The organism is Vibrio sp. AIC-3 (assembly GCF_013114515.1).
Classification (GTDB): Bacteria; Pseudomonadota; Gammaproteobacteria; order Enterobacterales; family Vibrionaceae; genus Vibrio; species Vibrio crassostreae_C.
Window position 1 is genome coordinate 1 of the sequence record NZ_VTXG01000017.1, and the last position, 23,358, is coordinate 23,358.

Sequence of the window (23,358 nt, forward strand, 5' to 3'; positions counted from 1 at the left end):
GATTCGGTTCTTTTCCATGGTTTGCATGGATAACAACTGGTTTCGGCGAATGACTAAGTCACTCATTAGGCGTATGTTTTTTGGCTTTATGACAGTAAGAGCTGGTTTGATTGCTTCTCCATAGTGAGCGATCAATTCTGCATCTAAACGATCATTTTTGGCTCTGCGGCCAATAGCACCAGCGAATCGTTTTATGTGGACAGGGTTTGCTCTGACAATAGGTAATTGAGCCTCTGCACATGCAAGAACAAAAGGCATTTCTAATCGGCCTGTAGCTTCAATAACGATTCGTTCAGGACTGTGACTCTTAATCGTTTTGAGTGCTTTTTTGATGCCTTTATCATTGTTCTCTACTGAGAAAAATAGGTCTAGTGGCCTGATGTGGATGTCTAATTGTGTTTTGCCGGTATCAACTCCAACGTTGATGCTTTGATTGATTTTAGTATTCATAATAAGCTAACTCATGCTTGCGTAATGCGGGTTCGAGACCCAGTCGACTATTCGAGGTTTATGCTTGAAGTCCTATGTAGCGTTCATGTTTGTTATCGGTCTCTCGATAGAGGAGCCAGCGTTTAAACGAACTACTACATAGAAAGCTTTAGTTGCAGCTAAAGCCTGGGTCTCACATTACCCGATTGGAGTGCTTATTATCCATACAAGCGTTTAAGACGGATTCACAACGCTTGGCATTTTCAGTTTGAGTTTAGTTTAGTGATTACGGCGTCCAATTTAAGTGTTGTGGTAGTGTGCTTCACACCTTAATTGGGCGATATGACCCCCTCTGTCAATAAGAGCGTAGAAGTTTCTGCTCCCGCATTTATAGAGCCTTTCTTGTTATTTAAGGGATAGTGTTATTACATAGATGAAGCAAGTAATGTCGTCGGTTCTCATGCTGATATCCGTGGATTGCTCATCGTTTGATGAGTAGAGCCTACCTTACTTGTTCCGTCGTAGCACCTGTCTTCAGTCTATGCTCGTGGTTCAATATAGCCGAAGCAATATTGCCTTGTGTTCTAAGTCTTCTGTTACATTGGGTTTATGAAAGTCTGAGTCGTCCATCGAATAGTAGAGTAACAAGGGCATTTCTCATACCGTATTTTTGGTAATTAGTTCTTCCTGTCGATTATCGAATTTGTCCTAAACCCACTATTAAGGCAGGGAACCCCAATGAATAGAACGCTATGATTCGCACTCATTTCGCTTTTATTTTCAATGACAATGGTATTTTGTACATACAGTTATGGCATAGAGAGCCACGTTGAAGTAACCACACTCACTTTAGTATTGTCTGGCCCTCTGATTTTTACCTTTGCGCTTGTTGTCATTTTTTGTGGCGCACCAGTCATTAGCAAGTACAAGTTACTTGGAACCATCGCAATTTGTGAGCATGGATTTACAGCCTCACTGCATGTGCTGTGGAACGGTTTTATGTTTGTCGATGTGATTAATAAACAAGGCTTAGGTCCGGGACAAGGTTATTCTGGTTTGATACTTTGGGTTGGTAGTATCAAGGCGATGCTACTTGGTTTGGTTGTGGGAGTATGCCTGCATTACTTGCTACGATTTTTTAGAAAGGCTGCAGTAAGATAACTGTTGGCTAGTTAGTGGATTGTTCGTTGTCTATAGGAGTTGCCACTGTGTTTTATAGTAAGGAATCCAACAAGGGATTGCTGCTCATCCTTGTTGCGATAAGTGCTTTCATTGTCGTTACCTCGGATAATAACCCCGGGACATTAGTCGCTCACGCCATCAATGGTTTAATTGCTTTGCTCTTTTTCTCCATGACCATTGAGGTCAAAGACAATGTACTAAGTTGGTATTTCGGCTTTGGCTTTTTGCGTAAGAATGTAGAAGTGTCAGACATTACCGAGACAGCGTTCTATCAAAGCAAGTGGTATCAAGGTATTGGCATCCGAATGCTGAGCGATGGCTGGTTGTATAATGCATCGATAGGTTCAGCGCTGAAGTTAAGCCTAAACAATGGAAAGCATGTTTACATTGGTTGTAAGGATACGGACGGTTTAAAGCTGGCCTTGAAAATCGCTAACGAACAGATAACTCAAAAGTGATTTACGAGGCTTGGCACTTTTTGTTTTAAGTTGGGCTAATGTTTAAGGTTCTATGCTTTAAGTGAGCTGCACTTTAATATCACAACAAATGAATCGGAGGTTCAATGGATCAAGCAATCAAAACACATTTCGACGAGTATCCCGATGATGTTCGAGCTCGGCTTGAAGAGTTGCGTTCGTTAATCTTTGAGCTTTGCTCTGATTTAGAGTTAGGTGAAGTCGAAGAGTCTCTGAAATGGGGCGAGCCGAGTTACAGCGTTAAGACGGGCAGTCCAATTCGAATCGATTGGAAATTAAAATCGCCAAACAACTATTACTTGTTCTTTAACTGCCAAACGAAGCTAATCGACACATTCAGAGAATTGCACGATGGCACATTGGTATTTCAAGGTAATCGTGCAATCGTCTTGAAACTGACTGAACCACTTCCCAAGGCACCAATCAAGCAGTGCTTGGAGTTAGCCTTAACTTATCAACAACGAAAACATCTCCCACTTCTTGGCGCGTAGTTCTTATATGTTGTCATTATATTTCTTAAACAGGTTTTCTGTGTTCTAGCTATCACTCTTTAAAGTGCTAAGACTGTACCATCTTGATTAGTATCAAGAGGCTAGGGAATCTCTATAACCAACGCTGATTGTATTGCTTACCGTTTAAAAAGGTGTTCTAGTCACCTTGTATTTCAAACTTAAAAGGAAGTTGTATGAATTTAGATAAAGCTAAAAAACGTATCGCGAAGCAGGTTAAAAAAGGCGACCACGGATACCCAAAAATCACGTTAGCGTATTACGGGACGACCAAAGATCTCGCAACGGAAGTCGCGGTTCAATTTATGCTGGGTGAGGGCGATGGTGTTCAAGAAGAGCGTTTTTCTTGTGAAACCGAAATCCGAGATAATGAATTAGTTCAAACGACGTTACTCAAGATAATCGAGCGAGCAAATGTTAACTCAGTGATTGAAGTTGAAGGCGTGGCAGTTCTTTAGTTTGCTTTAGCCTGGAAACGAAGCCAACACGAGAACTCAGGTGTATAATCCACATTTTTATCAAATTGGGCAGGACACATGGCGATCTCGTTTGAAACTCAAAGACTAAAAGTAGAAGAAGTCGCAGGTGAACTTACTGTTCCTGAACGTTCGGCTCTGCTTGAGCGAGTACCTGGCATTCTAATCCCGTCAGTCGTTGAAAACCTTCCACCATACTTTCATGGTATTGTGTCAGGTGAGCTGGCTGAAATTTGGCTCGACCGAATGTTGTCGGGGAGCCGCTTACTTCAAGTGAAATCCAACGATAATCAATTGATTGGTTTTCTGTTCGCTTATGTAGAAGACGAAAGTGATGCTCATATTGGCTACTTGCTTGCAGAAGAGTTCTGGGGCAAGGGTTTAGCGAGTGAGCTACTGAAGGGTTTCATCACAGAAGTCGCTAAAATGGAGTCATGGTCAACACTGATTGGCGGTGTCGATCGTTCAAACATAGCCTCTGCCAACTTACTTAAAAAGCTAGGTTTTGTTGAGCAAGCCTCTGACGAAAGTGCTGTGGTTTTCTATGAATATAAGCTTTCTCGTCTTAACTCTTAATTCTTAACTCTGAGCTCTCAGCTCTTAATTTCTAATCCCTAACTCAAGCCACATCTGCGTTATACATTCATTGCCAATGTTTACGTCAATTGATAGGGAAGAAACCTTATTACACCATTCAACTGAGAACCGAGAGCAGCGAGTCTAGTTAACGTGGGCTAATTCGGCACTCTGTGTTTCATTAGCGACTTTCCAATCGCCCCCTAAGGCTTTATAGAAAACAGGCTTTGTATCCACATTAGACCATACTGGTTTAGCGACCTCGACCATCTACCATTACGATGATTGTTTTAGAGATGATGCTGAGATCAGCGGCAATCCAAGACTTAACCGAACATAGGCTTAGTGCATAACTGTGGTCAAAACCTACTTTACGACGTACATCATCAATACAGGTGTCGTAACCTTGATTTACTTGTGCAAGCCCTGTAATACCAGGCATTACACCGTATGTACGGTCTGCAAAGTAAGGAATTTCGTTCTCTAGTTTGGTGTAAAAAGTAGGGCGTTCAGGGCGTGGGCCAATTAGAGACATTTCACCTTTCAGTACATTGATCAGTTGTGGCAGTTCATCAAGACGTGTCTTTCTCAAAAAGCGGCCAACAGGCGTGATTCGCGGGTCATTCGCGGTAGCCCAAACTGCACCAGAGCGAGTTTCTGCATCCTCGTACATGCTACGGAATTTCATGATCTCAAAGATTTCCATTTTCTCCGGTGTTGATTTACCAACGCGCAATTGACGGTAGAAAATAGGGCCACGAGAAGTGAGTGCAATCGCCATCGCAATCAACGGAAATACGGGCGCTAGCAAAATCAAAGCAATCAGTGAGCTTACAAAATCGAAAGTACGTTTAGCACGTGATATTTTGTATTGGTATAGGTTTTGGGTAGATAGCTGTTCGATGTTCATCATAATAAGTCCTTAATGATTTGCTCGTGTCCAAGGTGAGTTTTCTAGTCCGATTAGGTAACGAATGCCACCAATGAAGTTGGCGTAGTGTCCAACTATCAAATAAGAGATTAATGAAATAGGTTTGTTTACTAGACGCTTTGGCAAGATGCAGCCAAGGACGCCAATGGTATAAACGGCAACTTGAGCCCATAACAGCGCTTCAAATACCAAGTAGTTGCTAAGTAAGATTGAGCACACTAAGCACACAATCATTAAATATGGAGTGAGTAGGCGAAGTCCTTTTCCTGAAAAGAACGCAAACGCGATGCCTTTAAACTTCGGGCTGAACAAGGCAAATAATCGAATCGCTTGTTGCATGTTGCCCGCTGAAATACGAAGTCTTCTTTTGAAGTCTGTTTCTAGGTTCGATTCTTCTAGCTCTAATGCAACCATTTGGGTTTCGTATTCGGCGATGTAACCTTGTTTAACGATTTGCATCGGTAAGATGAAATCATCATTAATAGTGTTGAGTGGAAGCAGTTCAAACAGGTGTGTTCTAAACAAGTAGAAAGCGCCATGAGAACCCAAGCTAGAACCTAACGAAGCCTCAGACTCTTTAACCGCGGTTTGGTACTGCCAATACGTGTTTTCGCCTTCATTGCCTGTTGGACAAAGTTGATACGTTGCGTTTACCACTCCAACCTTGTCACTTTCAAAATGAGCGGCAGCTATAAGCAAAGCATCCAATGAAATAAGGGCAGAAACATCACTCATCGCCGTGATATCACTGGTTATACGTGTCACTTCTTCATTAACAACCGCGACTTTACCTCGGTTTACTTGATGGTCATGTATCTCAAAATAGACATCACTGCACATCGCTTCTTGTATGGTCATTTGTGCAATGGCGACTGTGTTATCAGTGCAACCATCGCAAGCGATAATGACTTCCAACTTCTTTTTTGGGTAATCGAGTGAAGCAAGGTTACGAATCTTGTCTGCGATCCACTGTTCTTCGTTAAATGCAGGAACAAGAACGGTGATGGTCGGCAACGTGCAATCTTGCTGTTCCTCTTTGTAGCAACGATGACTCTCTTCAACTTTGCGTGCGGGGTGGCTTTTCGCATACCAACGCAGTAACAAAGGGTAGGCTGCGTGATGATAGACAATCAACGCACCTGAAAACAAACAAAGTCCCGCAAGCAACCAATCAATCATGCGTAAGCTCCTTCTGATATATCGTTGTAAGACGAAACCATTTTGATGATGTCGAAGTTTTCGAGTACGTAACGACGAGGTGACAAAAAGCGTTCATTTTGCTTTTCTAATAGCGCACTAGCTAACCCCACAATGCTGCCGCTTTTGACGAGGGCGCCGCTGACTGGACATAAGGTTTCATCGACGGCACCAACGTCCATTGCGACGGTTGGAATATTGCATGCTTGAGCTTCAAGTGTAGAAAGCGGCAGCCCTTCGTGGCGTGAAGGTAGGCAGAACGTATCCAACGCTCCGTAAAACGTGGTCATGTCTTCAACTAAGCCAAGAAAGATGACTCGGTCACTCAGATTCAAGCGGCTAGTCAGTTGCTCTAGTTGATTGCGTTTAGTACCGCCGCCAGCCAATGCGACAACCATGTTTGCAGGTAAAAGAGTCAGTGCTTTAATAAGTTGGTCTTGGCCTTTGACATGTTCTAGTCGACCTGCACAACCGATGATGTGTTTGTCTGTCGGCAGGTTTAGTTTTGCTCTCGCGTGTTCTTTCGACATTGGCTTAAACTTCTCACAATCAACGCCATTTTTGATGGTAATGATGTTCTCATAAGAAAAAGCAGTGCGTAGTTGGTTATAAACACGTGTCGCGTCGGCAACTAACGTTGGTTGAGCAGCTTTTAAAGCAAGCGCTTGTAATCGACGACGTTTGTTGTTGTTCAGATGCCAAGCGTCATGTTCGGTATGGATTCGAGTTGGAACCCCGGTTACGCGAGCGGCATAACCAGCGTATAACAGTGGGCCAATATGATGGGTATGAACCACATCAGGGCGAATCGCGTTGAAGGCTTTAATTAGCTTAATAATGATATTGAATTGTACGCCTGGTGCTTTATCCAAAAAGACGATTTGCTTTTTGTATGGCTCTAGCTTCGGCCAGTTGTTTATAGACTCTTGTTTAGTACCCTCTAAACTGACAATCAACACTTGGTCTGTTGGTTTAGCAAGGCGCAGCAAATCCAGAGTTAGGGTTTCTAATCCACCCGGTGCAAGGTGTTGAACAACGTGTATGATCATTTTGCCATGCTTCGTTAAATGCGTATTCATAGTTTGGACCCTGCCTTTGTGATTCTTATTTCGCCTTTCTGACGTTTCTCTTGAAGTAACTTCTTTAAAACGTTTAACTACACAAGGAGATTGCAGGAGTTGTGCCAATTAAATAACCGTTATTTTTCAGTTGTTTATATTATTTAATTCTAGGGCAGTTTTCATTTCTCAAAATGGGAATCAAAACAAAATACAATTGAATGGCAGTTTGAATCATAGGGCTTGGGTAAATCGAAAGTAGCATTAGAACTTGGGGCTCTAAATAAACAAAACGCCAACCGAGTGTTGGCGTTTTGCTCTAGGATGCACGAAGCTTGGAAACTAGAAAGCTAGGAAGCACGAAGCTAGGAAATTAGAAAGCTGTGAATCTAGCAAGTCAAAAATGGCTTTGAGGCTGACTAGCTCATTTTAGGGATCACCGTAATCACTGGGACACCCAAGATATCTTCGATTTCGTCTTTGCGTTTGATTGAAGAATCAAACAGTTCAAACAATACCGCTAAACCAATACCCAAACCGATACCTGCAACGAATCCAGCCAGAATAAAAACAAAAGTCGGCATGTTAGATTTGACACTCGGTGTGAAAGGCAAATCGATAATCTTCACACGTTTGTTTTGCTCGAATACACCAAGCGAACCCGTTAGTTGAGCCATTTCATAACGCTCTGTCAGTTCATCATATAGTTGACGTTTGATTTCAACTTGACGTTTAAGGCGGTACATCTCTTTTGCATTTTCGCCGAAGTTATTGGCCTTGTGTTCTAATTCGAAAATCATAGTTCGAAGGCTTTTGGTCTCTTCAGTTAAAGACTCAAAGCGAGCACGAACCAGCTGTAGGCTGTGTAATTGAGTGACCAGAAGAGGTTGGGTATCAGAAAGTTTGTTCAGTGTCGTACTACTTGCGATGTCCCAAAGCTGGTCGCTGTTCATCGTTGGCTGGGTTACCTCGAGCAAACTCTTACGTTCATTCTCTAGTCTGTCTAGCTCACGCACTTTAGCTTGCACAGCACTGTGCTTGTCCGTGTATTTAGCTTGTAACAAGGTAAGGTCGCTACGAATGTCGATGATCTGGTCTTCTAATTTACCGATCACAGGGTTGGTTCTTGAAAGTTGTTGGTCGATTGACCCTAAACTTTTTTCGACACCCGATAACTCGGCCTCTTTTTCTGCCAATGTTTGTTTGAGTGAAGCTAAGCGATTCAAACTTTGGCTCTGTACCTCAGGCGTCGAATGAACATTCTCATTCATGTATGCAGCTAGCGCTTCTTCTGCTTCTGCAAGCTCTGCGCTACGTTTGTCGATATGGATTTTCAAGAAGTTACTTGAATCTTCAATCGATGAACGTTCCGGTGCAAGTAACTGTTCAATGAAATGTTCACTTACCGAGCGCAGCGTAGCTTCCATTCCATTTGGTGTGTTCGACGTTAGACTTATCTTTAGAAAATCTTTTCCAAGCTGAGTCACCGTTAGACGTTGAGACAGGTCAGTAATGATCTCTTGTTTCTCAATTTCAGGCATATCTGGCGTGGTTAATTGCAGTTCATCAGCGACCGAGTAAAGCACATGTCGACTGTGAAGCAGTGTTCTTAATGCGTTAAGTCGATCTTTGAGCATCGTCGAAACGGCAATGTCTTCCAAGAATGGATTCATCTTGGCCGTTTCTTGAATCAACATACTGGTATGCGCGTCATATTTAGTTGGAGCCAACTTGCTCACACCAAAGCCTACAAAGGGCAAAATAAGCATTGGCAGAACGATAACGTAGCGTTGGCGCCACATCGCATTGATGATGACTAATAACCGCAATTTCAGATTATTCATAATAGCTCCAACATCCAATGTACGAAGTTACCACGGTTCTGCCAGCTCTCTTGTTCGACGACAGAGATAGGTGAGTTGCTTAGCTCGCGTGCATGATCAAGCGCCCAAATCATTTGGTTGGCACTGCCAACCGTGGTTACGTGCCCTTGATATGGAACCAAAGCAGGGAACGGTGTTGTGATAATTGGTGTGCCCGCCGTAAGGTATTCCATTAGTTTGAGTGGGCTACACGCTCGGATCTGCTCGTTATCAACAAACGGCAACAAGCTCACATCCCAGTGTTGAGAATAGCTTGGTAGCGTGTGGTGTGGACGAGGGCCAAGGTAATGTACGTTACTCAACTTAGGCAGCATGAGCGTATCAAGCTCGTTTGGACCTATGAAAACAAAGTCCCATTCCGGCATCGCATTCGCAACATGATCAATCATTTCATAATCAAGCCACTTAGAAAGGCTGCCATAAAAACCAGCAATAGGGCGGTGGTTGCTTGGTAAATCTTTTGCTCTTGGTGCGGGTGTTGAAAATAGGTCTACGTCGACACCATGTGGTAGCAAGTGCGCTTTATGCTTTGGAAATTTACCCATCAATTTTTTGCTAGCCGCGAATATAAGCGTTGATTTTTCGATTAGCTCTAATTCGTGCTGTGCAACGGTGTCATGATCAACACCAGCCAGCGCGCTAAAATCATCACCGCAGTAATAGACCACAGATGACTCGCCTAAGTGTCCGCACAAATCAACAGCGGTCGGAAGAGAAGTCCATAGGATAGGCGCGTTCAGATTAAGCTCCGCAATAATCGGTTTTAGTTGGTGCAACATCATTTGCTGAGCCAACTTTCTAGAAAATTTAGAAGCAGGCGCAGGGATTGTCTTTAAGTTAACGATAGTAATGTTGTCGTGTCCCTCAGAGTCGAGCATGTTTTGAGTTACGGCCTTGGTTTTACCAAACAACTTGTTGAACGCTCGGCTAACATCTTTGGCGGACAGCTTCGGTTGTCTTAAGCCAATTGAGTTGACCCATAAGACTTTGTGCTGCTTAGCAAGGTGACGAACTAAATGTTGAGTCGATGAAGGTAGGCCACCAAAGTCTTCACCAAATACGATTAAATCACGCATGGTCACCTCCATGAGTCTCTAACGAATCGAACATATCGGATTCTGTCACTTCAACGGGTTTGATGTGACCGACAACTCGAGCTGGGTTGCCACCTGCAATTGCGAAGGCAGGAATATTCTTTGTTACTACGCTGCCTGCGGCTATTACGGCACCTTCGCCGATGGTTACGCCACCTTTGACCGTCACATTCGTGCCCAACCAAACATCGGGTTCAAGAATGATGTCACCGATTTGCTGAGGGTCGTCACCTTCACCTAGCGCTCGGCGTTTTGCATCAAGCGGGTGTCCAGAGTATCCAAATAGAAAAGCGCCGCCTGCGATTCGTACGTTGTCAGAGATAACCACTTTACCGCCAACAGCGATAGTCGACTGCCAACCAATGTCGACGTTATTGCCAATCGACAATAGTGGGTGTTCCAAGCCTTCAAGTTGTTGAGTACAACCAGAGAATGTCGTGTGGCCAGAGATACGGCAGTTGTCGCCAATCGTAATTTGCACCGGACCGCTGACGAAAGGCAGTCCACCATACAAATACAGGCGTTTGCCACATTGAGCCACACGACCTTTGAAAGCCGGAGTCCAGTAGAAGAATCGCGTAAAGCCAGAAACCAGATTCACCACTAGCTTGTGCGCTTGATATAGACAGCGATTAAATAGTTTAGGGGTAGGTAGCTCTGCGCTTCTGATGTTTTTCAAAATTAAAAACACATTTCTAATTCGAGAATTAGGATGAAACTTAAGCCAATGTTTGAATTGATGTATAGATACTGACGTCATAATGAAAATCCTCTTTTTTGTTATATAGAAGTACTTTCATATATTGTGCCATCTAATAAATATAATATTTTCAATAGGTTAAAATGTGTCTTTTAGGTTTTCTCATTTTGACAGGCAGTTTGAGATACTTTTGAGACGCAAACTGTGAGTGCTGCGAGGATATAAATCGGCCAGTTGAAGCCTTGAGTCAAAAATGTACCCGACACGATTGTTCCAATCAGACCTGCATAGATCGCATAGGCGACCGCATTGAGTTCGGGGGCGATTTCTGTGGCCGAGTTTTTTAACCTCGTTAGCGTAGAGCGAGAGGTTTTGATCAAAGAAACGATAAGGCAGACAAAAATGATCAGACCAATAAAGCCTGTTTCTGCCAACACACCAAACCAGGTACTGTGAACGGCGTGATTCAGTCCGTCCCAATGCGAACTGTAAAAGAAGTAGTTCGAGAAGAAGTTGTTCAACCCTACGCCGGTCAGTGGATTCTCAACTGCCATCTTTATTGCTGCTTCCCAAGCATAGATTCGACCCATTGCAGATTCATCGATACCTTGTTCAGCGGCACCACCAGAAGATCTGTCTGAGATACCAGCAACTAAATAGAGCACCACGGCCGCGACAGTTCCCACTGAGATTAAGAGAACTTTAGAGCGCACTAGCTTCCACGCAAAAATACCAATCACCGCAATACAACCCAGTAATCCGCCACGGCTTTGAGTGGCAATAATGGCGGCGAGCAGTAACAGACAAATTAAGGCACTGATTAAACGTTTGGATCGTGAGATGCCAGTCGTGGTGGCTTGGCTTATTGTAAAGGCGAGTGGGAACATCAGTACCAGTGCTAGGTCGTTCGGGTCACCTAACATAGAGCCAAAATCGCGGCCAATAGTCACGCGTGAGCCCTCGACAAGCCCAATACCATTTACTGAGTTGTACACGGCAATAGAGCTGACTAAAGCGCCAGCGTAGATAATCGTCATCGCGGTTTTTGCGAGATTTTCCGTGGTGTTTACTAGCCAAGTAATCGCAAGCGTCATCACTATAATTTTCCAATAAACGCCCTTGAATTCTGCTAGTGCTATTGGCCTGTTGGACGCGAAGATAATACCAATGAAAACCAATACCCAAAATATGGCGAGCCAATTTAAACAAGGGTGCCAGAAGATTTTAAGTTCTTTACTGATTAATGCATGCCATAGAAGAGCCGACAGAGCGCCTAATGAAAGCATCAGCGGTATTTTTAGCGAATAGAGCTGAGGTATAGCTTCGTGAATTCGGAAAAATGAAAAGACAACGAACAGTAAAACTAACCAGAATGTTTTGTTTAACACGAATAACCCGGCCAATGGCACAAGAGCGAGCGCCACAATGACAGCAGGGTGAGGCACAAAGTACCAAACAACACCAAGCCCAACACACAAGGTGCTGATCGTGATGATGACTGGCAATCTATTAGCTTCAGGGTTGACCATTGTGACCTCTATTGGCAAATAAACTCTTTAGGACTCGGCTCGTAATCTTTTTAAGACGTAGTTACGCCTGATGTTAAAGATTGCAAAGTGAGTGCCAGTTATGCATTTTGTTTAACTTACTGATTTAATGTTGGATTATTAAGTGAGGGCGTAGCCTTGAGGTGAGTTTTGTCATTTTGAGAATCAGTATAAAACTGTCTAAAGTACTTAAATCATCAAGCCAAAATAACCAGTTATCGACTAAGGCTAGAATTAACGGTCGAGTTGATAGATTTCCAACAACTGCGGGACAACGGCTTGTGGAGAGTATTGGTTTTTCACGGTTTCTATCGCGTGACTCTTGAGAGAGTTACGTTGCTCGTTCGTCAATGACATCCACAAAGATAAAAACTGTTCTAGCTCAGCTTCTGAATTTGCAAGGTAGCCGTTAACTTGATGCTCGATGAGTTGAGGCAAGTTACCAACTGAGGTGGCGAGAACGGGAATGCCACGAATCATGGCTTCTAATGCCGCCATAGGTAAGCCTTCAAAGCGAGAAGGGATGATTAACAGATCGATTTGGCTCCAGACGTCGTCCATATTGGTCTGATGCCCATGAAAGGTCACATTATCAGGCTGCGATTTAACTAAGATGTCCATTTCTGGCCCGTCACCAAAAAGCTCAAACCGAACATCAGGAAACTGTTTGGCTAATGCAACAAATCGATCAGGCGCTTTTTCATGGCTCAATCGCCCCACAAAACCAACATGGAATGGGCTTGATGAAGGGGAGCTTGTTAACCCGGTTGGCATTTTAACAAAGTTATTCAATTGATGGGTTTGACTCGGCACTTTCGCTTTAATCTTTTCACTGACCACGAGCGACTGATCAGAAAGAAAACTGCTGTAACGGTCGAGCCAATCATAAAGCCATACTTTGCCTGTTGGGGTTTCACCTGCGTGATAAGTGGTGATTTGCTTTGTGTTGTTGAAACGAGGCGGAAGCTTGATTAACTTGCTGACCAAACTGGCTTTGTAACCATGAGCATGGATAAGCCTTGGTTGATAATGTTGAACTGCACGTTTCAGCTGTGTCGCGCTATTGCCATTTGAATCTACAGAACATGAGGCTAAATCGGAGAGGTAACTAAAAGGGATGTTCAGCGCATTCAACTTTTCAACGATGATCGCTTCAGGATTAAACTTAGTCAAAAGAACGATACGAACAGCCTCTGAATACTGAGCGCTTTCCGATATCAGGCCTTGTGCTAATTCTAAAACATGCGTTTCTATGCCTCCAAAAGTTTGGCTGTCGATCAACAGCCAAATCTCATGAAGGTTTATGTCGAGTATACCTTGGTTAGGCTTGATTGTACTCATCTTCCGATTCCCAAGCCTGTTTCTTACGATAAACAGTAGAAGGGCTAAGTTCTAACAGCACAGCAGCGTTTAACACATTCCCATCGCAATGATTGATGGCATGTTGAATGGCTTCACGTTCTATTTGCCACATTGGACGAATAGCACCTTCGCTTGTGGTAAATGCAGGCGTCATCGGCTCATTGTGAGCTTGAGCAACTGACGATTGTTCCAACTCTTCCGGAGTAATCGGTGGCAACTTAGCTTCTGGTGCTTCAACAACTGCAGGTTGAGGCGCAGTTACTCGAATTGGTGTCACTGATTTAGATGATGGAGCGGCATCTACTTTATTAATCGGAGGCGGTAACATGTCTTTAGTCACGCTCGTTTCATTGTTCAACACCACGATGTTACGGATGATGTTTTGCAACTGACGCACATTGCCTGGCCACGCATAACGTTTAAGTAGATTCTGCGTTTCTTTGTCTATTGATTTGAACTTCTTCTTGTCTTGCTTCGCGTACAGTTTCAAGAAGTGATTAGATAGGGTGACAATGTCACTTCCTCGTTCACGAAGCGGTGGCATTTCGATAGGCACAACGTGAACACGATAGTAAAGGTCTTCTCTAAAACGTCCTTCTTCTACTTCAACCAGTGGATCGCGGTTGGTCGCACAGATAATTCTGACATCCACTTTAATCTCGCGGTTGCCACCGAGTGGAGTAAACGTACCAGTTTGCAAAAATCTGAGGAGCTTCTTCTGCATCTCCAGTTCCATTTCACAAAGCTCATCGAGAAATAGGGTACCGCCATGCGCTTGCATTGCTGCACCTTTACGGTCGGTTGTCGCACCGGTAAACGCACCTTTAACGTGACCGAAGATTTCACTCTCCATTAGGTCTCGAGGGATAGCGCCGCAGTTAATGGCCACGAAGGGTTTACCATTACGCTGACTCTCTTGGTGAATCGCTTCCGCACACACTTCTTTACCTGTACCACTTTCGCCGTTAATAAACACGCTGGCAGTGGTTGGTGCTACCGAATCAATGATCTTGTAAACCGCCTGCATGGGTAGGCAAGAGCCAATGAAATTATGAAAACGATCACGATCGAATTTGCTTTGCATGTTATCGACGAGGTTTTCGAGTTTCGCTCTTTTTAGATGCAAGCTAACAGAGGTCTTGAGTCGATCGGCTTGAATGGGTTTCTCTAAGAAGTCTTCTGCACCGCGTTGGATAAGGTCTACCGCGATGTTTACTGAACCATGCGCTGTCGCGATGATGACAGCGGTCGGTATTTCGTTAGCAGTAATCCAATCTAAGACTTCTTCGCCTGGCATGTCAGGAAGCTTAAGGTCGAGAATCACAAGCTGTGGAGAGTGCCTTTCAATGAAGGTCTTAGCTTCCGCGCCGGTTTCGACGTGGAAAATATCATAGGGCTCGTCTTTTACGTACTGCTTGTAGAGTACGGCGAGTGAGGTGGAGTCTTCAACTAACAATACCTTAGGGCGCATTGTGTATTCCTTTTGAAACTTTATCCTAACCAATCAATAACATAGTGATATGCAACCATCAATACGAGTCTTGTGTATTTGTTATCTACCACATGCAATCTTTTAAGAAGCGGCCTGTATAACTTCTCGCATTGCTGTTCATGATGGAGCCCATCTTATGGCGACTATATTAATAACGACTGTTTTGAGTTTTTAATCTGATACCGATAATGAACATGCAAAGCTAGCTGAAGCCTGCCTCTTTCCTTTCAAGCAAGGCTTTTATTGAACGCTCTGCGAGCTCTAGTAATTCATCAACTTGTCGAAATGCCGCATCATGACTCTGTTCTAAACATAGCTTTTCTAAAGCTCGAGCTAATTCACCCAAAGGGCGATTACCTAACGAAAGCGCTGTGCTGCCGAGAGTGTGGACCTCGAACTCAAGTGTTTGAGCGTCTTTCTGCGTGACTGCCTCTTTTATAGCGACCAAGCGTGTTTGTGATTCTTCGACATAATGGTCGATCAAGATAGGGATAATGTCCGCACTTGTATCGCGAATCATTTGCTCCAGAACGCTTTCATCGACAAGCTCGCTCACTTGTTGTGAGTTTAGATTTGTAGCTGCGTCTGACGCTAAAGTAGAATTCATCAAATTAAGTCCTTTTATTGAGCTTAATATCTGTTAATACTATTAAGTTTTAGTCATTTTCTAGAATAATTTCAACTGGTTGCCGTACAAATAGAGCATTTAATTGGCATCTCACTCATCTTGCTATTGGGTTTGTGACAAACCTAACGGACTGATTTTATTTTGTTTTCTCTTATGAAATATAAACTTAGGTGCCTATAAAGCCTAAGGTGCGGGTAGATCTCAGAAGAAAACGAGCCCGATACAAATAAAAAAGACCACTGCAGTGAATTAACAACAGTGGTCTTAGAGCGGGGTAAGCAGTTTGGGCTAATCTAAATAGCGATAACGCAAATAGCGATAATTTAAACAGCCGAGCTTTAAATCACGAAAAATAGGACTACGAAGCTTTATCAATCTTTGGCTTTGGGTCGGCTTCTACTTCTTCCTCGCTACTTTCTGAGAAGATATCAGCAACAGCGCTTCTCTCGAGTTCACCTTTTAGATTACCGTCTTCATCAACAACTGGAAGAGAGTAGTCACAAGACATAGTGTCCGGTAGCACTTCTTCAATCGCCGCATCTGGTAAGATGGCAGGGACTTCTTCGTATATCTCATCACTAAAATCATGTACCGATGAATCTTCAACTGCGTCTTGTAGGCTCTCTTGTGTGACTAGGCCTTGATAGCCGTCATCCGTTACGTGATAAGCGTAATCGTTTTTCAGCATCTTCATCTGTGCCAGAGCACCTTCAATCGTTTCTGATGTGATTCGATACAGAGGAGGCTGCATAACGGTTTCAACGGTCAGTGCACGAGCACGGTTTACGTCTTTCACGAACGCTTCCACGTAATCATCGGCTGGATTTAGCAGAATCTCATGTGGTGTGCCTTGTTGTACTAACTCGCCGTCTTTCAAAATTGCGATTCTATCGCCTAGGCGGAGTGCTTCGTCCAGATCATGAGTGATGAAAACAATCGTCTTATGAAGCTTCTCTTGAAGTTCGATAAGCTGATCTTGCATTTCACTTCGAATCAAAGGGTCGAGTGCCGAAAAGGCTTCATCCATTAACAAGATTTCAGCGTTAGTACACAGAGCGCGAGAAAGGCCAACACGTTGTTGCTGACCACCTGAAAGTTGCGCAGGGTATTGCTTGCCGTAACCTTTCAAGCCCACGGTTTCTAACCATTCGTTGGCTTTTGCTAAACGGTCTTCTTTTTTGATGCCTTGTACTTCCAACCCGTACGCAACGTTTTCAACCACAGTGCGATGAGGCATTAAGCCAAAGCGTTGGAATACCATCGACATTTTATGACGACGGAACTCTTCTAGCTGTTTAGTGTTGAGGCTCATCACATCAATGCCTTCAACCATGATTTTACCTTGAGTCGGGTCAATCAAACGGTTGAAGTGGCGAATCAGCGTCGATTTACCCGAGCCAGAAAGCCCCATGATAACGAAGATTTCACCACGGTTAATCTCAAGGTTGATCTCTTTCAAACCAACGGTATGACCCGTATCCGCAAGAATCTGATCTTTGTGTTCGCCGTTTTGAACTCGGTTCATAACAGACATTGGTTTGGGTCCAAACACCTTGTACAGACCACTAATTTCAATCAATGGTTTAGTCATGCTTGAATCCTCCTAAATGCGCATTAGTTCTTCTTGCGTACGCTTGTGAAGCGCGGTCAAAAAGGATTGCGAGGGCAACGATGGCGAAACCATTCATCAAGCCTAATGTGAAGTACTGGTTAGTAATCGATTTGAGAACCGGTTGTCCTAGGCCTTTCACACCAATCATGGATGCGATAACAACCATAGACAGTGCCATCATGATGGTTTGGTTAATACCCGCCATGATCGTTGGCATTGCTAGAGGAAGTTGAACACCCCATAAGCGTTGCTTTTTGCTCGCACCGAAAGCGGTAGCGGCTTCAAGGACTTCTTTATCAACTAAGCGTATGCCTAGGTTAGTTAGACGAATTACAGGTGGAATCGCGTAGATAACCACGGCGATTAGCCCTGGAATCTTACCGATGCCCAGTAGCATTACCACTGGAATCAAATAAACGAACGCAGGCATGGTTTGCATGATATCGAGCATCGGCGTAACAATTGACTGAGCTCGATTTGAACGAGCCATCGCAATACCAATCGGAATGCCCAAGAATATTGAAACCAAGGTACATACAGTGATGATACTGAGCGTCCGCATGGTGTCTTCCCACATTCCAAAGTAACCAATGAGAAGTAGAGAAGCAACACAGCCTAGAGCCAGTTTCCAAGAACGGCTTGCTGCGTAGACAAGGCTGGTACACACAGCCAGGACTATAATCCAAGGTGTTGAGATAAGGAGTTTTTCAAACCAAACGAGGAATGAAAGAAGAGGGTCAAAGAGAGATTCAATCATTTCGCCGTATTCACGGGAAAATTCACGGTATGCGCCATCTAGCGTCTTTTTTATGGTTCGTAAATCACCGCGTTCCATCTCTGGAAAGCTTGATAACCAATTGCTGTCAGCCATTTTATATCCTTATAGTTCGGAGCCACTTGTCCATGCGATAAGAAAATCGCTAATGAAAAGGGCTCCGAATCATGAATAACATCAAGTATAGCGACGTTATTTCTGTTTTATTGTTGAAGCGTAATTACTTGTTATTAAATCAAGCTCTTACAGCTCTGCTTCAACTTTCTTAGCCACTTCTTCAGAAACCCATGGGTGCCATACTTCTGGGAATTCACTTAAGAAATGCAGACTCGCTTCTTCGCCATCAGCTTGGTTGTCTTCCATCCAAGCAAGTAGCGAGTTCATTTTGTCGTTCGTGAAACCACGTTTAGTAAAGTAGTCGTATGCTTCAGGAGCACGTGACGCAAAACTTTCAGTGGTAATCGTGTGAACAGGTGAAGGCGGGTACATGGTCGCTTTTGGCGATTCACAATCTTCTTTAGTGGTACAGTTAAGGAACTCTTCCTCATTAACGCCACTGCCAAAGTCGACTTTAACCATGTCGTATTTACCTAGCACAGCCGTCGGTGCCCAGTAGTAACCAAACCAAGCTTCTTCACGTTCATAAGCTTTTGCGATAGAGCCAGATAAGCCGGCACTCGAGCCTGGATCAACAATCGTGAAACCGCTGTTTTCTAGCTCAAGAGCATTAAACAGGTTTCCGGCGCTGATCTGACAGTTCCAGCCTGCAGGGCAGCTGTAGAATGCAGATGTATCTGGGTCTTCAGGGTGTTTGAATAAGCTTGCGTTTTTGCGTACGCCTTCGATGGTTGCCATTTCAGGGTACTGTTTTACTAGGTAAGCTGGAACCCAAAAGCCTTCTTCGCCGCCGTTCACAAGTGCTTTACCTGCGTAGCGAAGACGTTTTTCTTCAACACCTTTATCTAATGCGTCTTTTAAGCTGTTGCTCCAAAGTTCAGGTGCAACATCAGGCTGGCCTTTTTCGATCATAGACGTGCCTGTTGGCATAGTGTCGCCAGGGATAAGTTCAGCATCACACCCATAACCATGTTCAAGGATGAATTGGTCGATATTGGCGATCAGTGTTGCAGAGTTCCAGTTCATATCTGCGATTGTTACGCTGCCACATTCTCCAGCGTTAGCATTACCGCTGGCTGCTGCTACTAACAAAAATACGGAGCTTAACTTGTATTTCATATTGAGTTTCCTTTCTCTTTAATAATACAACTAAGGTAACCAAGGTAAATTGATTATCTAAATTGCTCGATGGTGATCCTTTCCGTGTATTTGAACCATTTGAGCAGAAGGAGGGATGGGTGAAGTTTGAATAGATAAACGTGCAAAGTCAGTGAAGTGTGATTTGCCAATTCATCCACTGTGTTTCAACAGCCATCGGATAACTTTGTCAAACTATTACAAATTCGTCAAAAACCATCTCTATTTATAATCTTAGGGAATAATCGTACGAATTCCATCTTTGATGCGATTTACATGGCACTTTAACCGTCTGTGTCACATTACCGCTAAAGTTAGGCGTGGGGCTGTTGATTTTTGAAGGAATTTAAAGGGGGTAAGACCATGATTGATGCGTGTGAAATGCGTTGAATGGTTTTTAAAATCTTATTTTTAATAATAACTTCGCCAAAAATACCCAATTTGGTTTTGAGTTATTCAGAGCTTTTGGAGCTTGAAGTCTAATAGGATAGGTAGCTGTCATGGTTTAATGACAGCCAGAAAGTAGCAAAAGAAAGTTACATCGGAAGGTTCAAAAACTCATTTTGATACAGCTTGTTTGCCAAGCTATCGCGAAGCTTAGCGGGGATGAATTTCATTCGATTGATTTGTCTGACCAACTCTTGTGCAAAGCTAGGCTTTTGTTTCATGTTCATCACGCAGCCCATTAGGTTGATACTTTGTGCATCAAGCAGCTTTTTCGCTTGTTCTAGGTGGTGACTCGACGTTTCACCATAGGCGACAACCATCAATGTGCTGTCACAAGCACTCGCCACAGACTGAGCCGGAATGTTGCCTTTGTTTATGTTGAGAAGCGGTGAGGTATCAATGATGACTCTGTCGTATTTCTCTAACCATTTGTTGACCACGTTTTGTAACGTTGTCGGATCTTTATAAGCCAATTGCGTTGAAGCAACTTGTGGAGCAGGGACACCGATAAACGTACGCTGAGATTCAACATGTTCTATCAGTTGACCTTGCTGATTATCTTCTAGCATATTCAAATCTTTGAAAGCAGGGTTGAATAAGTTGAGATCAACATAAAGCGTTGAATGACCCGCAAGAAGAAAACGCTCGGCTAATGCGGTTGCAATAGATGTTACGCCGTCACCTGAATGGCAGGCGGTGACGCATATTGATTTTTGGCCGTTAAGTTCAGAAGCTAAATACAGTTGCTCGACTTCGGCATGGGTCGCTGAAATTGTCATTATAAAGCTCCTATTAATACGATGGTGGTGGTGATACGCAGTATGTCATCAAGTCCGACGCGTGCTTTTTCAATAAAGCTTTCGCGACGGTCTGGGATGTAAATCGTGTCACCAGCGCGTAGCACCGGCAAGTTGTAAATGTTCGCCGTTTTGCTGAATTCAACAAGGTCAAAAGTACGAGCCTGACCTTGGCAGCAAGACATATTGACGATGGTAATTTTTTCTACATAAGCATTGTCGGTAGGGCCTGCTGCTTCTGCCAGAATATCTAGAATGGTCATGTTGTCGTTGAACACATAACGCCCCGGATTGTTAATCGCACCAAGCACACGAACGGTTTCTTCTTTCGGTGTATCTAACCAGTTTTTGCCTTTCTCTGGGATGTAAATCGTGTCGCCAGTGGTTACGTTTGGCAGTAACGATTCGTCACCGGTTTCGAAGTACAGTGATAAGTTAAGTTTGCTTACTTGCGAATAGGTTTTGTCACGATGCGTTACTCGAACGTTGTGGATGTCGGCATCCTTTGTTGGACCGTCAGCCGCAGACAAGATATCAAGGAAGTGCATGTCTTTGGTGAAGCGGTAACGACCGGGTGCATTCACTTGTCCAAAGATGTAGATCGAAGCATCAGAGCTTTGACGAACCCATTGTGATTTATTGTCTGAAGGATCTTGTGGCAAGTCGTGAACACGCACGATAGAGCCCGCTCGAATTTGTGGCATTTGGTCACGTGGCGCACCATTTCGAATAAAATCATCAAGGTTAAACACAACTAGCTTTCTACCAGTAACAACTTCGATTTTCGATGTGTCAGCGCGTAGCGTAGGGCCACCGACGTGTGCCAATAGCCCCATGAAGTTCATTTCATCTGACCATTCAATACGACCAGGTCGATTCACCTCACCAATCACGTTAACTGCTCTGTCTGGCGTGATTTTCAACCAAGACTTCTCGTTCATGTCGTTTTTCTCGGGAACGAAAATCGCGTCACCAGCTTTGATGCTAGGAGGGTTAGAGTTAGGTAAGCCTTCAGTGTAAGCCGCTAAATCGAATTTAAGCACTCTGCCATCTGCTTTGATAACACGGATTTGTCGTGACTCTGCAAATCGAGTTGGGCCGCCCGCATTCGCCAAGATATCCATAAAGGTCGCGTCTCTTTTGCCTTCAAAAGCACCAGGGGCTGCGACTTCGCCCATTACGTAAACCATGTTGGCGCCGGATTTGATCTCTTCTTCTTGCTTGGGAACGAAAATGGTCGCACCCGGGCGTAAAATTGGAAGCAGACTTTCGTCACCAGAATCTAAGTAACGTTTTAGGTTGAATAGCGTTGGGGTGTTGTTCGAAATCACTCGGATTTGCTCAACACTGGCATAACGAGTTACGCCGCCCGAACGCATAAGTACGTCGACAAGGTCGGTGTTCTCTTTGTAAGTGAACGAACCCGGCGCGTTCACCTCACCAAACACTTTGATGGAGTTACGAGAATCAGCACTGTCACCTGAGTTAGCAAGCTTTGCTGCGTCAAACTCTTGCTCGATGTTACCGACTAATGGAGAAGCTGGAACGAATAGTGAATCCAGTGATTGAAGAGTAGGTAATGCTGACTCGTCTCCTGAATCAAGGAATCGTTTGTAGTTAAACTCTTTCTTATCTGCGCCTCGCTTAAGAATCAGCTTATCCAGTTGCGCGCCCGGGCGTAAACCACCCGCAGCGTAAAGTGCCATTTGGATGCTAGAACCTAATGAGAGCGTGTATTCGCCAGGCTGTTCTACATAACCTTGCACGTAGATGATGATTTGCTGCTCTTTTACATACACTGAAGCGTTCGAAAGATCTTTGTAAGCGGTTGCCAGCGACTCTAGAACGACTTTGTTAAGCTGTTCGCTGTCGTAACCCGCAACAAACACAGCGCCTACTTCTGGAAGAGTAATACGGCCACGCTTATCCACTTGGAACCCCGTGTTTAAGGTACTTTCACCGGGTACGTTAACTTGGATTAGATCACCGACTTGAACCGCGTCTGAAAACTCATCGTTAGCATTGACGACATTCGCAAAGCATAACGATAGGGTGATGATAAAAGCGATCAAGGATTTCATAATCCACCTCCCATTTTCTCGGCATTCTTAGGCGAGAAAATTTCAATACTTACTCGGCGGTTCGTTAAACGCGTGCCGTCGGATTCACCTTCAAAAAGAGGGACGGTTTCGCCAACAGAGACGGCTTTGATTCGTTGAGCGCCTAGTCCAAAAATAGTCAGGTAGCGTTCGACTTGTTTCGCTCGTCCAAGTGCTAACTTGTCGTTGTATTCTTCGGCACCCGTTGCATCAGCATGGCCGGTAACAACAAGGTCTAGGGATTTGTGTTCTTTAAGTAAAGTGGTCGCCTCGGCCAGTCTTCCCATATATTTAGGATTTACTTCAGTCGAGTTTTCCGCAAATTGGTTGTCAACATTAAGCAGGTCATACAACTGTTCAATAACCGACAGTTGCATTCTAAATTGATTTTCATTTTTTGGTGGCTCACAGCGGGCTTGTGAAGTTACGTAATCCAGTTGGACCTCAAGTTCATTTAGGCGTTTTCTTTGGATCACTAAGTCGTTGGCTGCATCCAGTAGTAGACCGCCTTGAAGTTCACGAGCAATACGATTTTGCTTTTCGATTGCTTGAACAACAGCAGCTGGGAAACACCAACGAGCACCTTCTTGGATCAAAGCATCAAGGTGCAATTTAGCGAGCTGCCAATCAAAGCGTAATCCATGTTCTGGACCAAGAGGCTCGTCTGGCATGACAGGAGAGAAGTCTGAGTTTTGATAGTTAATAGAATCGTAACTTTCAGCCAAACCCCCTGTGCCTTGTTCAGGATAGCTAGTACAGCCACCCAGAACGAGAGCGGACAGAGAAAGGGCTATGTAGTTTTTCAGTATTTTCATGCCAACGTCCTATGTTTCT

At 44.0% G+C, this 23,358-nt stretch carries 22 protein-coding genes; 5 read left to right on the forward strand and 17 right to left on the reverse strand.

Features of this window, described 5'->3' with window-relative positions:
• Positions 1-450: transposase (locus tag F0229_RS12855; RefSeq protein ID WP_171732987.1), on the reverse strand; the 450-nt coding region annotated here is incomplete at its 3' end.
• 762 nt (positions 451-1,212) lie between these two features.
• On the opposite strand from F0229_RS12855, the gene F0229_RS12860 reads away from it, so the two are divergent.
• The 5 genes from F0229_RS12860 (at position 1,213) to F0229_RS12880 (ending at position 3,648) form a co-directional block, all read left to right on the forward strand.
• Positions 1,213-1,590, forward strand: a complete 378-nt coding sequence (locus F0229_RS12860) for a hypothetical protein (RefSeq protein WP_367613544.1) — start codon at positions 1,213-1,215, stop codon at positions 1,588-1,590.
• Between the two features lie 47 nt (positions 1,591-1,637).
• On the forward strand, positions 1,638-2,069 hold the full coding sequence (locus F0229_RS12865; RefSeq protein WP_367613545.1) for a hypothetical protein: 432 nt from the start codon (positions 1,638-1,640) through the stop codon (positions 2,067-2,069).
• Between the two features lie 104 nt (positions 2,070-2,173).
• Positions 2,174-2,578 (forward strand): DUF1801 domain-containing protein, encoded by a 405-nt coding sequence (locus F0229_RS12870; RefSeq protein WP_171732989.1) that lies wholly within the window; start codon positions 2,174-2,176, stop codon positions 2,576-2,578.
• A gap of 194 nt (positions 2,579-2,772) precedes the next feature.
• A complete protein-coding gene (locus F0229_RS12875; protein WP_017059577.1) occupies positions 2,773-3,054 on the forward strand; it encodes a hypothetical protein in 282 nt (93 codons plus the stop codon).
• 78 nt (positions 3,055-3,132) lie between these two features.
• On the forward strand, positions 3,133-3,648 hold the full coding sequence (locus tag F0229_RS12880; protein WP_171732990.1) for a GNAT family N-acetyltransferase: 516 nt from the start codon (positions 3,133-3,135) through the stop codon (positions 3,646-3,648).
• 253 nt (positions 3,649-3,901) lie between these two features.
• Here F0229_RS12880 and F0229_RS12885 read toward each other — a convergent pair whose 3' ends face one another.
• The 16 genes from F0229_RS12885 to F0229_RS12960 form a co-directional block, all read right to left on the reverse strand.
• Positions 3,902-4,561, reverse strand: a complete 660-nt coding sequence (locus tag F0229_RS12885) for a sugar transferase (protein ID WP_017063903.1) — start codon at positions 4,559-4,561, stop codon at positions 3,902-3,904.
• Positions 4,562-4,570: 9 nt separating this feature from the next.
• Positions 4,571-5,758, reverse strand: a complete 1,188-nt coding sequence (locus tag F0229_RS12890; protein WP_017059581.1) for a glycosyltransferase family 2 protein — start codon at positions 5,756-5,758, stop codon at positions 4,571-4,573.
• Positions 5,755-6,855 (reverse strand): glycosyltransferase, encoded by a 1,101-nt coding sequence (locus F0229_RS12895; RefSeq protein WP_102333319.1) that lies wholly within the window; start codon positions 6,853-6,855, stop codon positions 5,755-5,757. The genes F0229_RS12890 and F0229_RS12895 overlap by 4 nt, the downstream gene beginning before the upstream one ends.
• 398 nt (positions 6,856-7,253) lie before the next feature.
• Entirely contained in the window at positions 7,254-8,678 is a 1,425-nt protein-coding gene (locus tag F0229_RS12900) for a Wzz/FepE/Etk N-terminal domain-containing protein (protein ID WP_017063900.1), read from the reverse strand.
• Positions 8,675-9,793 (reverse strand): glycosyltransferase, encoded by a 1,119-nt coding sequence (locus F0229_RS12905; protein WP_171732991.1) that lies wholly within the window; start codon positions 9,791-9,793, stop codon positions 8,675-8,677. The genes F0229_RS12900 and F0229_RS12905 overlap by 4 nt, the downstream gene beginning before the upstream one ends.
• Complete coding sequence (locus F0229_RS12910; protein WP_171732992.1) at positions 9,786-10,571, reverse strand: DapH/DapD/GlmU-related protein; 786 nt, start codon at positions 10,569-10,571, stop codon at positions 9,786-9,788. Before F0229_RS12910 ends, F0229_RS12905 begins: the two co-directional genes overlap by 8 nt.
• 92 nt (positions 10,572-10,663) lie before the next feature.
• Entirely contained in the window at positions 10,664-12,040 is a 1,377-nt protein-coding gene (locus F0229_RS12915; protein ID WP_171732993.1) for an O-antigen ligase family protein, read from the reverse strand.
• Between the two features lie 252 nt (positions 12,041-12,292).
• The gene (locus F0229_RS12920) at positions 12,293-13,399 is read right to left on the reverse strand and encodes a glycosyltransferase family 4 protein (RefSeq protein WP_102428871.1); all 1,107 of its coding nucleotides are present in this window, start codon (positions 13,397-13,399) and stop codon (positions 12,293-12,295) included.
• Entirely contained in the window at positions 13,380-14,891 is a 1,512-nt protein-coding gene (locus tag F0229_RS12925) for a sigma-54 dependent transcriptional regulator (protein ID WP_017059588.1), read from the reverse strand. Before F0229_RS12925 ends, F0229_RS12920 begins: the two co-directional genes overlap by 20 nt.
• Positions 14,892-15,114: 223 nt before the next feature.
• On the reverse strand, positions 15,115-15,519 hold the full coding sequence (locus tag F0229_RS12930) for an Hpt domain-containing protein (RefSeq protein WP_017059589.1): 405 nt from the start codon (positions 15,517-15,519) through the stop codon (positions 15,115-15,117).
• Positions 15,520-15,898: 379 nt separating this feature from the next.
• Positions 15,899-17,131: a glycine betaine/L-proline ABC transporter ATP-binding protein gene (locus F0229_RS12935; RefSeq protein ID WP_171732994.1), complete on the reverse strand. Its 1,233-nt coding sequence runs from the start codon at positions 17,129-17,131 to the stop codon at positions 15,899-15,901.
• Positions 17,124-18,023, reverse strand: coding sequence for a proline/glycine betaine ABC transporter permease (locus F0229_RS12940; RefSeq protein WP_017059591.1), 900 nt, complete (start codon positions 18,021-18,023; stop codon positions 17,124-17,126). The genes F0229_RS12935 and F0229_RS12940 overlap by 8 nt, the downstream gene beginning before the upstream one ends.
• Positions 18,024-18,170: 147 nt before the next feature.
• Positions 18,171-19,163 carry an ABC transporter substrate-binding protein gene (locus F0229_RS12945; RefSeq protein WP_017063893.1) on the reverse strand — a complete coding sequence of 331 codons (993 nt, stop codon included), beginning with the start codon at positions 19,161-19,163 and terminating at the stop codon, positions 18,171-18,173.
• A gap of 554 nt (positions 19,164-19,717) precedes the next feature.
• Complete coding sequence (locus F0229_RS12950; RefSeq protein ID WP_171732995.1) at positions 19,718-20,407, reverse strand: chromosome partitioning protein ParA; 690 nt, start codon at positions 20,405-20,407, stop codon at positions 19,718-19,720.
• Entirely contained in the window at positions 20,407-22,506 is a 2,100-nt protein-coding gene (locus F0229_RS12955) for an SLBB domain-containing protein (protein ID WP_171732996.1), read from the reverse strand. The genes F0229_RS12950 and F0229_RS12955 overlap by 1 nt, the downstream gene beginning before the upstream one ends.
• Positions 22,503-23,339, reverse strand: coding sequence for an OmpA family protein (locus F0229_RS12960; RefSeq protein WP_017063890.1), 837 nt, complete (start codon positions 23,337-23,339; stop codon positions 22,503-22,505). The genes F0229_RS12955 and F0229_RS12960 overlap by 4 nt, the downstream gene beginning before the upstream one ends.
• Between the last annotated feature and the right edge of the window lie 19 nt (positions 23,340-23,358).

Excerpts from the sequence above, each read along its gene's own strand:
- F0229_RS12860 (WP_367613544.1), top strand. The coding sequence starts at position 1,213 with ATGACAATGGTATTTTGTACATACAGTTATGGCATAGAGAGCCACGTT.
- F0229_RS12870 (WP_171732989.1), top strand. The coding sequence starts at position 2,174 with ATGGATCAAGCAATCAAAACACATTTCGACGAGTATCCCGATGATGTT.
- F0229_RS12875 (WP_017059577.1), top strand. The coding sequence starts at position 2,773 with ATGAATTTAGATAAAGCTAAAAAACGTATCGCGAAGCAGGTTAAAAAA.
- F0229_RS12880 (WP_171732990.1), top strand. The coding sequence starts at position 3,133 with ATGGCGATCTCGTTTGAAACTCAAAGACTAAAAGTAGAAGAAGTCGCA.
- F0229_RS12885 (WP_017063903.1), bottom strand. The coding sequence starts at position 4,561 with ATGATGAACATCGAACAGCTATCTACCCAAAACCTATACCAATACAAA.
- F0229_RS12890 (WP_017059581.1), bottom strand. The coding sequence starts at position 5,758 with ATGATTGATTGGTTGCTTGCGGGACTTTGTTTGTTTTCAGGTGCGTTG.
- F0229_RS12895 (WP_102333319.1), bottom strand. The coding sequence starts at position 6,855 with ATGAATACGCATTTAACGAAGCATGGCAAAATGATCATACACGTTGTT.
- F0229_RS12900 (WP_017063900.1), bottom strand. The coding sequence starts at position 8,678 with ATGAATAATCTGAAATTGCGGTTATTAGTCATCATCAATGCGATGTGG.
- F0229_RS12905 (WP_171732991.1), bottom strand. The coding sequence starts at position 9,793 with ATGCGTGATTTAATCGTATTTGGTGAAGACTTTGGTGGCCTACCTTCA.
- F0229_RS12910 (WP_171732992.1), bottom strand. The coding sequence starts at position 10,571 with ATGACGTCAGTATCTATACATCAATTCAAACATTGGCTTAAGTTTCAT.
- F0229_RS12915 (WP_171732993.1), bottom strand. The coding sequence starts at position 12,040 with ATGGTCAACCCTGAAGCTAATAGATTGCCAGTCATCATCACGATCAGC.
- F0229_RS12920 (WP_102428871.1), bottom strand. The coding sequence starts at position 13,399 with ATGAGTACAATCAAGCCTAACCAAGGTATACTCGACATAAACCTTCAT.
- F0229_RS12925 (WP_017059588.1), bottom strand. The coding sequence starts at position 14,891 with ATGCGCCCTAAGGTATTGTTAGTTGAAGACTCCACCTCACTCGCCGTA.
- F0229_RS12930 (WP_017059589.1), bottom strand. The coding sequence starts at position 15,519 with ATGAATTCTACTTTAGCGTCAGACGCAGCTACAAATCTAAACTCACAA.
- F0229_RS12935 (WP_171732994.1), bottom strand. The coding sequence starts at position 17,131 with ATGACTAAACCATTGATTGAAATTAGTGGTCTGTACAAGGTGTTTGGA.
- F0229_RS12940 (WP_017059591.1), bottom strand. The coding sequence starts at position 18,023 with ATGGCTGACAGCAATTGGTTATCAAGCTTTCCAGAGATGGAACGCGGT.
- F0229_RS12945 (WP_017063893.1), bottom strand. The coding sequence starts at position 19,163 with ATGAAATACAAGTTAAGCTCCGTATTTTTGTTAGTAGCAGCAGCCAGC.
- F0229_RS12950 (WP_171732995.1), bottom strand. The coding sequence starts at position 20,407 with ATGACAATTTCAGCGACCCATGCCGAAGTCGAGCAACTGTATTTAGCT.
- F0229_RS12955 (WP_171732996.1), bottom strand. The coding sequence starts at position 22,506 with ATGAAATCCTTGATCGCTTTTATCATCACCCTATCGTTATGCTTTGCG.
- F0229_RS12960 (WP_017063890.1), bottom strand. The coding sequence starts at position 23,339 with ATGAAAATACTGAAAAACTACATAGCCCTTTCTCTGTCCGCTCTCGTT.